General features: G+C 37.0%; 13 protein-coding genes. 1 reads left to right on the top strand and 12 read right to left on the bottom strand.

Going from position 1 to position 13,247, the window contains the following annotated elements:
• Positions 1-1,121: 1,121 nt before the first annotated feature.
• The 8 genes from IGJ00_RS15735 to mazE form a co-directional block, all read right to left on the bottom strand.
• Positions 1,122-2,480 (bottom strand): sensor histidine kinase, encoded by a 1,359-nt coding sequence (locus tag IGJ00_RS15735; protein ID WP_438844637.1) that lies wholly within the window; start codon positions 2,478-2,480, stop codon positions 1,122-1,124.
• On the bottom strand, positions 2,477-3,133 hold the full coding sequence (locus tag IGJ00_RS15730; RefSeq protein ID WP_438844636.1) for a response regulator transcription factor: 657 nt from the start codon (positions 3,131-3,133) through the stop codon (positions 2,477-2,479). The genes IGJ00_RS15735 and IGJ00_RS15730 overlap by 4 nt, the downstream gene beginning before the upstream one ends.
• Before the next feature lie 12 nt (positions 3,134-3,145).
• Positions 3,146-4,378 carry an ABC transporter permease gene (locus tag IGJ00_RS15725; RefSeq protein ID WP_438712942.1) on the bottom strand — a complete coding sequence of 411 codons (1,233 nt, stop codon included), beginning with the start codon at positions 4,376-4,378 and terminating at the stop codon, positions 3,146-3,148.
• Between the two features lie 6 nt (positions 4,379-4,384).
• A complete protein-coding gene (locus IGJ00_RS15720) occupies positions 4,385-5,068 on the bottom strand; it encodes an ABC transporter ATP-binding protein (protein WP_019723145.1) in 684 nt (227 codons plus the stop codon).
• Positions 5,055-6,308: an efflux RND transporter periplasmic adaptor subunit gene (locus IGJ00_RS15715; protein ID WP_438844635.1), complete on the bottom strand. Its 1,254-nt coding sequence runs from the start codon at positions 6,306-6,308 to the stop codon at positions 5,055-5,057. The genes IGJ00_RS15720 and IGJ00_RS15715 overlap by 14 nt, the downstream gene beginning before the upstream one ends.
• A gap of 59 nt (positions 6,309-6,367) precedes the next feature.
• Positions 6,368-6,598, bottom strand: a complete 231-nt coding sequence (locus IGJ00_RS15710; protein ID WP_438844634.1) for a hypothetical protein — start codon at positions 6,596-6,598, stop codon at positions 6,368-6,370.
• 252 nt (positions 6,599-6,850) lie between these two features.
• Positions 6,851-7,192, bottom strand: coding sequence for a type II toxin-antitoxin system PemK/MazF family toxin (locus tag IGJ00_RS15705; RefSeq protein ID WP_438844633.1), 342 nt, complete (start codon positions 7,190-7,192; stop codon positions 6,851-6,853).
• The gene (mazE, locus tag IGJ00_RS15700; RefSeq protein WP_195514590.1) at positions 7,192-7,422 is read right to left on the bottom strand and encodes a type II toxin-antitoxin system PemI/MazE family antitoxin; all 231 of its coding nucleotides are present in this window, start codon (positions 7,420-7,422) and stop codon (positions 7,192-7,194) included. The genes IGJ00_RS15705 and mazE overlap by 1 nt, the downstream gene beginning before the upstream one ends.
• A gap of 239 nt (positions 7,423-7,661) precedes the next feature.
• Here mazE and IGJ00_RS15695 point away from each other — a divergent pair, with 239 nt between their 5' ends.
• Positions 7,662-8,237, top strand: a complete 576-nt coding sequence (locus tag IGJ00_RS15695) for a recombinase family protein (protein ID WP_438844632.1) — start codon at positions 7,662-7,664, stop codon at positions 8,235-8,237.
• A 28-nt stretch (positions 8,238-8,265) separates the two neighbouring features.
• Here IGJ00_RS15695 and IGJ00_RS15690 read toward each other — a convergent pair whose 3' ends face one another.
• The 4 genes from IGJ00_RS15690 to IGJ00_RS15675 form a co-directional block, all read right to left on the bottom strand.
• Positions 8,266-8,589, bottom strand: coding sequence for a DUF7006 family protein (locus IGJ00_RS15690; protein ID WP_438844655.1), 324 nt, complete (start codon positions 8,587-8,589; stop codon positions 8,266-8,268).
• Between the two features lie 165 nt (positions 8,590-8,754).
• On the bottom strand, positions 8,755-11,241 hold the full coding sequence (locus IGJ00_RS15685) for a WxL domain-containing protein (protein ID WP_438844631.1): 2,487 nt from the start codon (positions 11,239-11,241) through the stop codon (positions 8,755-8,757).
• Complete coding sequence (locus tag IGJ00_RS15680) at positions 11,231-12,304, bottom strand: DUF916 and DUF3324 domain-containing protein (RefSeq protein ID WP_438844630.1); 1,074 nt, start codon at positions 12,302-12,304, stop codon at positions 11,231-11,233. Before IGJ00_RS15680 ends, IGJ00_RS15685 begins: the two co-directional genes overlap by 11 nt.
• 144 nt (positions 12,305-12,448) lie before the next feature.
• The gene (locus IGJ00_RS15675; RefSeq protein ID WP_438844629.1) at positions 12,449-13,246 is read right to left on the bottom strand and encodes a WxL domain-containing protein; all 798 of its coding nucleotides are present in this window, start codon (positions 13,244-13,246) and stop codon (positions 12,449-12,451) included.
• Position 13,247: the final 1 nt, after the last annotated feature.

The raw sequence follows: 13,247 nt of genomic DNA, 5'->3' as shown, positions 1-13,247 counted from the left end.
TAAAATAATTGATTAGTTATCAACTTCCATGTACTCAAAAATAATATAATATAAAAATATCCATATTTACGATATAACTATCATTTTTATAAGCTATACTTATTTTTAAATTAGAACAAATTTTTTCCGGTCCGCATAAATCATTACAGATTGTTTTCATACTTTCTAAATACATGTATCAAATACACAATTTTTTCTTAAAAAATTATTTTCTTTAATAAGTACAAAAGGGAATTAATATTGTTTATCAAACGTCTATAGTGATTATTAAAGGAAAAAGTGAATACTAGAATCAAAGTCCTAGAATTAGCACCTTAAGTCTCTAGTATTTACTTGACTCACAAGTGAATTTTTGATAAATATGTAAAGTACTTTTATTATATTACAAATTATAGTAGTAAAAATTATTATAATATACAGTCACATTTAATCTCTAAAAAAAATATATTATGTTCTTTTTCAAGTATTTCTTTAATTATAATTTTTTAGCATTGAACTTTAGCTTATGAATTAAACCGGATAAATTTCTTCCAAGCTTTTTATTGGAGGGGGGATTTAAAGTGCAAAAGCTCTACAATAAAGTAGGCTGATGAATCAAAAAATAACGGTTCTATAATATCTAGTGTTGGTGGGAAAATTTTGTTTTCTACTAACACTATTTTTTTAAAAGTAAAAAAAAAAAGAGAAATTCAAATTGATTCTCGATAATTTTTTCCATTTGAACTCACTAAAACTACTTGTCGAAGAGCCTAATATTGTATGCGAAAGAGAAATCAAGGAATAGTAGAAGAATCTATACAAAAAGAATTCAAGACTGCGCGAACGTAGTCCTGACTTCTTTCAATCTATCACAACCTGATTGCACAACTGCTACTTACCAGGGACTAAATTTTCTACAAGAGTTTCTAGTACGTTGTGAGTTTTTTGATCATTTTGTTCTTACTATTTAGTGGTATGGTATAGTGTGGTTTTGTACATTCCAGTTGAGTGTGTAAAAATAAAAAATCAAAGTCCCTGGCAAATAGCAGTTGTGCAATTTGGCTATTAGCTTCGCTACCATCACAAAAATATCCAATAAATCTTGTGGCGACAGACCGTTTATCCTTTAGCGATACCATCGATCAATTTAGGCTTCTTCCACTAAAAATGACAGAAAAGCACATTCTGGAATTAGCAGTTGACTTGAATGAATACTCCCAGCCATATTTTTCAAAAAGTTGTTGTACGATAAACAATCCTAAACCAGAACCTCCAGTATCTCGACTTCTGCTAAAATCCGGTCGATAAAAAGGTTGGAAAATCTTACTTAATTCCTCCTCCGTAAGTATCTGATTCACTTCATTTTCAATCACTAATTGTTTACCATCAAAAAACAGACTGATTTCTCCCTCATGCTTCGTATATTTGAAGGCATTACTTAGTAGGTTATCTAAAATTTTATCAATATCATTTTTATTACCGATGATTTTCTCCCCTTTTAGATTGACGACTAGTTTTTTCTGTTCTGCTTCAGCAAGTATCCGGAAAGAAGTCAATTTATGTTCGATCATTTCTTTGATTGAGACTTCTTCATAGACCACATCATCTGAGGGCAAATTGTTTCTTGAGGCAAAGAGGATATTATTGATCATTTCTGTTTGTTCTTGCAAAATATTTTTGCAAACTTCTAAATATCGCTCTCTGTCTTTAAATTTTCCGACATTATAGATCATGCCATCAATCAGCCCCATCAATGAAGCAACAGGTGTTTTCAATTCATGAGAAGCGATTTGCATAAACTCTGACTTTGCTTGTTCCAATTCTTTCGTTTTAGCTACTTCAAGCTCTAACACTTCAATTGTTTGGATCAAAGAAACATATAGATGGTTGATATCTTGCGCTAAAAGTGAGATTTCATCCGTACCTTTGACATCACAACGAATATCCGCATCTAATTCGATCATTTTTTCTGTTACTTTGGATATCTCTTTGATTTTTTTTGTCGAATAAATACTATAGTAGTAAGCACCGATCCCCCCAATGATTAGTGAGACGATGATGATAAATGGATATAAATGAAGTAACACTTGACTTGCTTCTGCGACTGGTTGCATTGAGTACATACCAACTAAATAATAAGTGTGACCTTCTTTGTCAGTAATTTCTTGATAAAGACTCATTTCATCATAAAAAATGCTTATTTCTGAATACTCAACATTCTCGTCAAAGAAGGGACCAATGACTTGAGCGTTGTTATTAAGAAGCATGACATCAAGACTTTGTTCTCTTCCAAACCAGTATTGATCAACAACCTTTTGCATGGTAGCTAAGTCTTTATTCTCTATACTCTTTGCCACTTGATTGAATTCCTTGTTTATTTCGTTCAGCTTCATTCGTTCATAGTAGACTGGCATCGTAAAATATAAGACAATCAACGAAAGAATCGAAACTAGAAAAATGATGATCCCAGAAAAGAGAAAGTTTTTCAACATGATACTCATGGGGTGTCCTCAAGCTTGTAGCCTCTATTTTTGATCGTTTTTATTGATAAAAGTGGCATTTTCTTTCGGATATTTTTTAAATGATTATCTAATATTCGACTTTCCAACTGATATTCATACGACCAAGCTTGATACACTAATTGTTCTCGCGTGATGATTTTCCCTTTGTTTCTTATTAGAATCACTAAAATATCATACTCTTTTCTTGTTAAATGGATTTCTTCCTCTTGGTATTTTACAAGACCACCATCGAGATCAATGGCGTACTCCCCGATAGTGATGTGGGGATTTCCTTGATTCATCCGAAACACATTTTCGATCCGTTTGATCAAAATAAGTGGGGAAAAAGGTTTGACGACATAGTCACTGATCAAATGGGAAAAACTGAGCAACTGCGTATATTCATCATCCAAGGCAGTCAGCATGATGATCGGCACATCCGACGTTTCCCGAATTTTCTTTAAAACATCCGTCCCCCTTATCCCAGGCAACATAATGTCTAATAGGATCAAGTCAAATGTTTGATCAGCAAAAGCTTCCAATGCTTGTTCGCCACTTCTTACCGAATAAACTTCATACTTGCGTTCTTTTAAAAATTCCGTCACGATCTGATTGATCATATATTCATCTTCAACAACTAAAATTCTTTCCATATAGCTCTCTCCTTATTCAAAGCGTAATGCCTCGATAGGGTTTAATTTCGATGCTTTCATCGCCGGTAATAGACCAAATATCACACCCATCAGGGAACAAAATACTAAGCTACCGACAATGGAAATCACGGATACGATATAAGGATAATCCAGTGATAGCGTAATGGCATAGCCACTTAACAAACCAACAAGCACACCTAGTACCCCACCAATCAAAGTCAGGACGACCGCTTCTACTAAAAATTGTTTTAAAATTACTTTTCTTCTTGCGCCTAGTGCTTTCTTTATTCCGATTTCTTTCGTTCTTTCCGTGACAGAGACCAACATGATATTCATCACACCGATTCCACCCACTAATAACGAGATACTTGCTATACCAGACAAAAGAATAAAACTTGACTGGTTCATTCGTTCCAATTCTCTGGCAAATTCTTTCAAATTCATCACCCCATACTCATAATCAGATGGTGGGATCTGTTGATTGAGGATCTCTGCAGCTTTTTCTGCAGCGCCTTGTAATTGATCGGTATTATTTGTTTGGATCGTGACAAGGGGAACAATATCCAACTCATCAGATAGTTTATGCGCTTGCTGTAAAGGAACATAAGCTCTTTTCTCAAAGCTAAATAGATTACTACTATTGGGATCTAACTGAAATACACCTTGAACTTTGAATGGCACCCCATTCACTTCGACAAACTGTCCGATCCCTTCTTCATTTGGAAATAATTCGTCATACAAGGAATCTTCCAGAAAAATTGCTTGTTGTTGCTCTTTGAATGCTTGGGCAGTAAATCCTTCCCCTTTGATGAAGTTTAACTGCTCCAAATCGGCTACAGAAGAAGTGACAGCAGAAACTTTGGCGTCGGTCCCTTTGGCTTTCCTGTAGATTTTCCCTTCCTTTTGATAAGACAAACCACTTGCTAAGACCTCTGGTATCTCATTGACTTTCTTTAGTACATCCTCGTCTAAGAATGGAAAATATAACGGTTTTTTCTCTTCCTTTCCAGATAAGATTCCATCTGACATAGTGTTCTGTTGGAAAGCACTTTTTCTGTCATATTGGATATTCATCGTATTATTGTTACCACCAATCATTTCTCGTTTCATTTTTTCGGTGTTTCCTCCGATGATGCTGAAAATCGAAATAATGGCAGCAATCCCAATGATGACACCTAGCATAGTCAATACCGAACGCATTTTATGAGCAAAAATCGATTGTAAGGCAAATCTGATTTCTTCCATTCTCGATCACCTCACTTCATTTTGTTCGTCGCTGATTATTTGACCATCTCGTAAAGTGATCGTTCGCTGACATAACGCTGCGATTTCTGGCTCATGGGTAATTAGAATAATTGTTTTTCCCGCTTGATGAAATTCCTTAAAGAGATCCATGATTTGGCTACTGGTTTTTGTATCAAGTGCCCCTGTCGGCTCATCACCTAAAACAAAACTAGGGTTAGTCACTAAAGCTCTCGCAATTGCGACACGTTGCTTTTGTCCTCCTGATAATTCCATTGGTTTAAAGTCACTTCGATCCTCTAATCCTACGAGTTGCAACATATCCAAGGCACGCTTACGCCGCTCTTTTTTATTGACTTTTTTATACGTTAATGGCATTTCCACATTTTGCGAAACGGTTAATTTTGGCATGAGATTGAAATTCTGGAAAACAAAGCCGATTTTTGCATTACGAAAATCAGCTAATGAATTGTCCGCTAACGTTTTGACATCCGTTCCTTCAACGATATAATCCCCTGATGTAGCTGTATCCAGACAACCAATGATATTCATCAACGTCGACTTTCCTGACCCCGATGGCCCCATGATTGCGACCAGTTCTCCTTCATTGATTTGCAAAGAGATATCTTTAAGGACTTTTAGTTCTTTCCCGCCTTGCCAATATGACTTCTGAATGTTGTTAAGCGTCAACACTTGCACCAACCTCCATTCCCTCGACCATTCCTGTTTGAGGCAAAGCAAGCTGATCTTCAACAGTCAATCCTTCGACTATTTCTGCAAGTTCATCATCCATAGGATTTACCTTTACTTCATGCTCTTTGATCCGATCATTTTCTACTTTCCATACATAATATTTTCCATCTTTTTCCATGAGGTATCTTTGGTTGATGATCACTTTTCCTGACACAAAATCTTTCGGTAAAACATTGACATACACATTGGAACCAATCAGTGGCATTTCTTCTTTTGGATCGATCTTAACTTTATAAGGAAACTTAGATAAATTAGGATTCTCTTCTTTTTGATCCTCTTGTTTTTCATCTCCAGTTAAGTTTGCCACCTGTACAATATTTCCTTGCCAAGTTTTCTCTGGGTCTTTACGATCCATGATTTCAACTCGCTGATCGACAGCGACTTTTTCACGATCAAATTCAGTGACTTGACCATCTACATACAAGTTCGAATCATCAAGGATCTCCATAAAATTATCTTCTTTTTGACGTTCTTTTGATTGATTGACTAAGTCACGATTCAACGATTGGATTCTTCCTGAGTGATCAGCTGTCACTGTGTCTTCATTCAGTCGTTCTTTTTCACTTTCGTGAAGTAGTTGAACTTTTCGCAATTCTGTTTCGGCATTCTTCACTTCATTGTCGCTAGCAATAGCGTCTGCATGTAGACCTGTGATTTCTCCTTCTAATACTTTGATCGTACTTTGTAACTCTTCGGATTTTTCCTTCGCATAATCTTGTCTTGCTTTTCCAAGCTCTGCTACTTTTTGGTTATGTGCTGTCCATTTTTGATTTGCAGTCACTCGTGCTTGTTCTACTGCTCTCACTTTGATTTCTACGTCCATTTCAGCTTCCACAACTTTTCTCTGTTGATCCGTTTGGTATGTAAACAAAGGTTGCCCTTTTTCTACGACATCTCCTTCATTTACCAGAATATCTTTCACTGTTCCTCGTTCTGGATCAATTTTGATTTTGTTGCTATTGTTTGGCATGACTTTTCCTGCTAAAATCAAATTCGCCGCTTTCACCTCATCAATAAGGGATTTGACAGACCGGGCTTCAATATTTGTTTCTGAATTTTCTTCTTTTGTTTTCCCACTAGAAGCAACTATACTGATTGCACCAACCACTAGTAAAACGGTGATGACTGCTACTGGCAAATACCATTTTCGGTTGAATTTTTTTCTTTTTTTAGGCTTCATGTACCTACTCCTTCATTAAGATCAGTCATAAAAAGCGCTTACTACATTCTATCCAATGCTTAGTCTTCGACTGTTTCCGACACTTCGTCATCAAACTCTTGAACAATCATTCCATTATCAAAAACTTTTTCTGTTCCTTCTTTCCCATCCACGGTTACTTTTCGTTCACTTTTTACTTTTGGCATCTCTGATTCACTTGTATCTTTGGTCTCTGAACTGCATGCTGCTAAAAGACCGATAGAACATACTAATACCAGATACCCTTTATACTTTGTTCCTTTTTTCATCATAAAAAACCATCCTCTTCTATTTGTTTTAGTTATGTTTCTCTTGTTATATTTACTATCATACATTACAGACCTATTCTCTTTCTAAAGCTAATCTGTTTTTTGTGTAATTTTTTTGAACAAAAAGATAACGCTTAAATTCCACAAAAAAAAAAAAACAATCCAAGTGATCGTTGGATTGTTCAGACTACAAAACACACACACAATTTAGGAGGTTGTCTACAGCCTTAAGTATCGTAATTAAATTTACAATGCTTAAAATATATACTGGATAATTTGATCAATTTTAGCCATATCTTGTAAAGGTAAATTTTCTATTTTTTTGAGTTTTCTTTCTTTGAAATCAAGTGATTTTAATTGAGAAATAAGTACTTGCCCATTTGTATCTAAATCTTCAGGCAGAGAATAGCGCGTCGGTAGGTTCTTTATAGTAGAAGTAATTGGACAGATTACCGCAAACATTGTCTTCCGATTAAACTCATACCGAGAAACAACTAATCCTGGACGTCTCTTTTGAATTTCGTTTCCTGTTAAAGGATCAAAATCAATCCAAACAATATCTCCTTTTTTAGGAATGTAATTTTTATCTTCTGACACTATAAAATTTCTCTCCCTTCAGGAGTTAAATCTTCCCATTCATCTTTTTCATAATACTCAGATTCTTCTCCTCCACTAAATGGATCATCGATTTTAGGAACTAACGTAATTGTTCCATCATCAGAATATACAACGATATATTCTTGGTTATCTGAGGGTTTTTTACCATTATCAGACGGAAGAGTAATTACTACAGAACTTCCTTGTAATCTAGATTTTGTAATAAGCATAGATATCACTCCTTTTATGTCATGATAATACACAACACTGAGTAACGCAATGGTTTTAAAATATTTATTTAAGCATTCAGTGTACATAAAATCACCCGTTTCTGAACACTCGATTTTTTTACCTCAAATTTAAATTTTTCTATACTTTTAGTGTTCATAAACCCATATCGAAATCTATGTTCAACTAATCTATATGAATAAAGTTATGTTACAATAGACTTTAGTTGGGAGTGATTTTTTTGAAAATAGGATACGCCCGGGTGTCAACCGGATTACAAAATTTAGATTTGCAAGAAGATAGTTTAAATAAATTTGGTTGCGAGAAAATTTTTACCGATCATATGAGTGGTGCAAAAAGTAATCGACCAGGATTGGAAATGGCCATCGATTTTGTTCGTTCTGGAGATACTCTCGTAGTTTGGCGTTTGGATCGGCTGGGAAGAAATATGGAAGATCTGATTTCGATCGTCAATCGTTTGAATGAACGTGGTGTGAGTTTTCATAGTCTTCAAGAAAATATTACAATGGACAAATCTAGCTCTACGGGACAACTTATGTTTCATTTGTTTGCGGCTTTTGCCGAATTTGAGCGCAATTTGATTTTGGAAAGATCGGCTGCTGGAAGAGAAGCTGCACGTGCAAGAGGAAGGTTTGGTGGCCGTCCTGAAAAGCTAACTTCTCAGGACTTGGAATTACTGAAGACTCTAGTAGATAACGGTACGCCTATTAAGACGATTGCCGAACGTTGGAATGTTTCTCGAACAACTATTTATCGTTATCTTAGTAAAATAATGGATAAGGAAACACCTAAGTAGTTATTAGGTGTTTCCTTTTCTTAGAAATTTATACTACATTAAATACCATTGAATATTTATTATTTGCACTCAGATCATTGCCACAAAATTCCTTAAAATACGTACGGTAGTCCGTCTCCACAAGCCGCAAAATCTCTTTTATTGGCAATTTACTATAGTCGTAACAAATTATTTCTGCCATTAGTGTTAGTTTCGCATCAATCCCTATAATTTTAGGGAGATTTTCCCAAAAATTGTCTGGTGAAATCGTGCTTATCAATTGATTAAGTTCCTCGAACTGTTGCGTTAAGTACGCATTCAGTTCTTCATTTTCTCTTTTGTCATGTGACATTCTTTCTTGAAACTGACGCAGATATTCATCCTTTGTTAGAGTGGTTTCATCTTACATTCTCCTTTCCCTTTGTCTTTATTTTTATGGATCTAGCTACAGTATTTAGATTATCATTCTGGATAGCAATTTTTGGATTTATCAAAGTTTGTAAAGTTATAGCAAGAGTAGAGAAAATGGAATGCTTTTCTAATTGTCAGGAACACTACTTAATTCCCACGTCAACTTGGTCGAATAAGTAGTTGCTTCTGGATTCGCTCCTTTTGGTACATTGAGTGCCACACTTTCTTTTGCCGTTTCAGCATTCCCAAAACGATAAATCCAAGTACCTATCCCTTCATTCCCTTGTGCTTTTAATAAGATACGACGATTCCCTGGGATTAGCTCACAGGGAGCAGATTGCAGTCCAGGCGCTGTTCCGCCTTGAGCAGTAACTACTTGTTGGTTCGACAGACTTATACTAGCACCATTCAATACTTGGTTTTCTTTCCCTTTAAATTGTTCTTTTTGCGTGACTGCTAATTCCCAACCATTACGCTCAGATTCTGGGCGTCGATCACTGATCTGAACATAGTTTGGGCGTTCTTCTGTCTCTTTAACCGTCCCATTTTCATTTAGTAAGCGCTGTGGTTGTGCATAATAGGTTTGGTCATTAACCGAAATAGATTGTGAACCAAATTTAAAAGATGAAACAAAGTCAATACTCAATAGTCCTTGATCTTCAGGTAGATTTGGTTTACTTTCTGGATCAACTTCAATTTCTGGATTTAATGGATCTACAGGATCTACTGTATTTTTCATGTATCGAAAAATGACGGGTTGTTCTTCTTCAGTAAATCGACCGGAAGTATTATCTGGAATTTCTTGTAACGTATACCCTTCAATTGCTTTTTCTTCAATTTGAAATGGTTCACGTATCCCACCAGTAATGATTTCTGAAGCGATAATTTCTTGATCATTGATATCTTTGTAATGAACGACTACTGATCCTTTTTTTTGCCACTGATAGGTACCTGGATTACTGCCATCGTATTCCCGCCAAAAATTAGCTGAAGAAGAGGCAATATAGGCTTCAGGAATTGTATTTGCTTGATTCAAATAATAGACCCAACTGCCAGTATAGTTATCTGAAGAAGTAATGGTAGGCATAGTAGGAGGACTAGCCAAATGGTCAAATCGGGACTTTGTTCCTAGATGAAGCTCTGAAAGATTGGTCGTATTAGAAAACATACTGGTAGCTCCAGAGACATTTGTAGTATTCCAATTGGAAACATTTAGGGTTTCTAGATTCCTTGCACCATTGAACATCCATCCCATATCGGTAACATTCGACGTATTCCAGCTTGAAACATCTATCGCTGTTAGACTTTCGGCATTCTGGAACATTGCTTCCATATCGGTAACATTCGACGTATCCCAGTTTGAGACATTTAAGGTTTCTAGATTCCTTGCACCACTGAACATATATCTCATAAGGGTAACACTTGACGTATCCCAATTGGAAGCATCTATCACTGTTAGACTTTCGGTAGCCTGGAACATCGCTCTCATACTGGTAACATTTGACGTATCCCAGTTTGAAACATTTAAGGTTTCTAGATTACTATTAAGATTGAACATAAATGCCATATCAGTAACTTTCGATGTGTCCCAGTTTGAAAGATCTAACGTTTTTATGTTGTTCGTTCCACCAAACATATTATACATATTAGTGACATTCGAGGTGTCAAATCTCCCAGCATTATCAATACTTTCCAAATTTGCCAATGCCCAAAATAAAGCGGTGGAATTTGATGGTAATATCACTTGATCTTCTACGATAATTTGTTTGACCGAAGAGTAGGTTTTCCATGGAGCATCTCCTCTTGCGCCAGCTTCCCCACCATATAATGTGATTGTTTCAGTTCCTTCCTCATACGACCAAGGGACCGTTCCCCATAGATTCTGTTCAGGCTCATAAGTATATACAACCGTTTGTTCTTCTACTCCAAAAGTTCCAGAGGCATTTTCAGGAATCTTACTCAATTGCCAACCACTAATGTTTAGCGCTTCAGTTGTGTAAGTTTGATCAACTAAACCAGTCAGCACGCTAGAATCAGCTAATTGATTCCCTGCCTCATCTTCATGCTTTACAGTAACATTTCCACCTTGAACTGGCTCAAAGACTGCACGAATCACAGAGTTTCCAGGTTCTCTTTGGCTTACACTAAGATCTTCGCTATTTGGACTAAATATAAATATCGGACCTGAGGCGACTTCCCAGTGTAAAAATCGATAACCGGGATTGGGAAATGCTCTCATATTCCCCATATTATCTCCTACCCGGAGCCATACCACATTCGATCCTGCAGAATCAGTTCGTCTTGGGTTGCCACCGGCTGGAGGGCTTGCAATTAATTCTAAACGATATTCAGTAGCACGATTACTTACCTCTTCACTTTCATTTTTTTCTGGCTTTTCTGAATTTTCCGAAGTTGCTGTTACTTCATGATTATCAGAAGAGCTTGAATAATCATGTGTATAAGTTAGTGGATCCAATACTTCTGCTTCTTTTGTTAGTTCCACAGAATTATCGATCGCAAACACAGACATACTCGTTGCAATCACTGGAGAAAAAAGCAAAGGAAAACAAAGAAGACAAGTGCTTATCAAAACCAAGGCTTTTTTAATTTTCATCGGGCTTGACCTCCTCGTCATTTTTAGGTCTTCGTTTTTTAATAAGTAGCCAAACAATAAGTAATAACAATAGAATAATCAGGCTAATCGCTGCAACGAGCCACCAATTAAGACTCGTATCAATCGTGACATCTTGTTGATTCAATGCTCGAGCTTCATCTGTATCAATTGTAAACTTCCGTTCCCATTGCCATTCATCTTCCCCAGAACGTGCCGTCATTTTCAACAAATATTCACCACTGCGAAAACGAGCGCCTTCTAAAGAAATCGGAAAATTGAAATTAGAATTTGGTGCCATTTGCATTTGTTCTTGACTTGCTTGGTATAAAATATCCTCTTCGCCAACTCGTTGCACCGTGGCTTCAACTTCTAAGCGATTTACGAACGTCGGGGTGAAGTTTTGTAGATTCGCACTGATCACATTGCGGTAGTTGAGTTGATCGGCAAAAACATCTAACAACTCTAAATCAGGTTGCACGGCATCTTGATTGTTACTCACCACCACACCGAGGATATACGCAAACTCGTTTTGGATGGCGACTCCTTCTTCCTCGCTTGTTTCTTCAGTTATGTCTTCTTTGACTTCGGATACCCTTAAGCCACCCGCTAAGAATCCTTCAAAGGCTTCTTTTGGCATCTTCAGATCAAGTGTCACCGTTTTCGTTTCATTGCCACCAAGTTCAAGGATTTCGGGTTGTTCGATCAATTCATCCAGCGAGTGCTTGAGTGTGGGATCTGCTTTTTCCGCGTCTTGCCCGTATTCCACAACCCCCATCACGTTCGTATACGCAGTATGTGGCGTGATTTTGATTTTCTTTGCTTCTGCATTGGCGTTTTGTAGTTTCAATGTCAGTTTTTCTGTCGCATCCGGTGCAAGTGTCAACTGAAAATAGCGATTATTTCCTGACTGTTGATTGTCTGAGAACTCCGGTGTCACATAAAAATTCAAGGTTCCCTCTTCTGCCCCCACACGCATCGGTGCCACCAAACTGACCAATAACAGAAACAGTATCATTCCTGTTTGTTGGATTATATTTTTTCGATATGTACTGACTTGTTTCATTCATTTACCCCTTCCTTTAAAGAAAGTAGCGCTACAAAATTGTAACGCTACATCTTTTGTTTCTATCAACTGAAACCGTTGGTTTCGTCATGACTATACGCCAACATTTTACTCAGGTTGGTTTACATCTTCGTTATCGTCATTCTAAGGAGTAGAAGATAATTCCCAAGTCAGTGTGGATTTGTATTGTGTCGCATCTTTCGCTGTCGAACCAGGAATAAATAATCGGATGGCATTATTTGTAACTACATCAACCTTATCGTCCGCCTCTTGTGCATCTAAGTTTGCTTGATCCCCCCAAACGACGGAAGAAACACCCGCACCTTTATCTTTTTCCGCAGTCATCACGGATACAGCAGACTCATTTGGTATTAATTTTAATTCAGCTGCATGAGCCACTGGTGCATTACCAGGCGTACTTCCTCCATACTGGATTCTTGGATTCAATAATGAAATCTGTGCACCACGCAAAGTATCATTGACTGTTTCAGTCGTTGCTTTGAAATCTGTCATACGTACTTGTAGATCCCAACCCGCATTCGTCCCACGGACATCTTGTACTTGTGCAAAACTGACATAAGGGACTTTATTTGCTTCACCAGTCGTACCGGTTTTTTGTTGTTTTTCTGCGATCATATTGTAAGTTTGATCCTGATTCGAGATCACTTGTGAACCGAAATTCATCGTGGCAGCTTTCATGATCGATAAAGGTCCAGTTGTGCCTGGCACTTCAGGCTCGATCTCAACATCTGGTCCTCCTTCTGGTGGAACAACGACGAGGTCTTCCTCTTCATTTGGTGTAAATTCAATTGTTCCATCGGTTGTGACGTTACGTATTTCTTTTGATGTTTCTTCAATTGTGTCGTCTGCGAATGCTGTGAGTCCTCCGGCAAAAATGGTAGAGCTTAGCGCTGCAATAGTTGCTAATCTAACAAATTTCATC

The sequence above is a fragment of the Enterococcus sp. AZ062 genome (assembly GCF_051715065.1).
GTDB classification, from domain to species: domain Bacteria; phylum Bacillota; class Bacilli; order Lactobacillales; family Enterococcaceae; genus Enterococcus_B; species Enterococcus_B mundtii.
This window is presented reverse-complemented; position numbering and strand designations above follow the sequence as displayed.

What these genes read in the sequence shown, in the direction of transcription:
- IGJ00_RS15735 (WP_438844637.1), bottom strand. Translation starts at nt 2,480, where the DNA reads ATGAGTATCATGTTGAAAAACTTTCTCTTTTCTGGGATCATCATTTTT.
- IGJ00_RS15730 (WP_438844636.1), bottom strand. Translation starts at nt 3,133, where the DNA reads ATGGAAAGAATTTTAGTTGTTGAAGATGAATATATGATCAATCAGATC.
- IGJ00_RS15725 (WP_438712942.1), bottom strand. Translation starts at nt 4,378, where the DNA reads ATGGAAGAAATCAGATTTGCCTTACAATCGATTTTTGCTCATAAAATG.
- IGJ00_RS15715 (WP_438844635.1), bottom strand. Translation starts at nt 6,308, where the DNA reads ATGAAGCCTAAAAAAAGAAAAAAATTCAACCGAAAATGGTATTTGCCA.
- IGJ00_RS15710 (WP_438844634.1), bottom strand. Translation starts at nt 6,598, where the DNA reads ATGATGAAAAAAGGAACAAAGTATAAAGGGTATCTGGTATTAGTATGT.
- mazE (WP_195514590.1), bottom strand. Translation starts at nt 7,422, where the DNA reads ATGCTTATTACAAAATCTAGATTACAAGGAAGTTCTGTAGTAATTACT.
- IGJ00_RS15685 (WP_438844631.1), bottom strand. Translation starts at nt 11,241, where the DNA reads ATGAAAATTAAAAAAGCCTTGGTTTTGATAAGCACTTGTCTTCTTTGT.
- IGJ00_RS15680 (WP_438844630.1), bottom strand. Translation starts at nt 12,304, where the DNA reads ATGAAACAAGTCAGTACATATCGAAAAAATATAATCCAACAAACAGGA.
- IGJ00_RS15675 (WP_438844629.1), bottom strand. Translation starts at nt 13,246, where the DNA reads ATGAAATTTGTTAGATTAGCAACTATTGCAGCGCTAAGCTCTACCATT.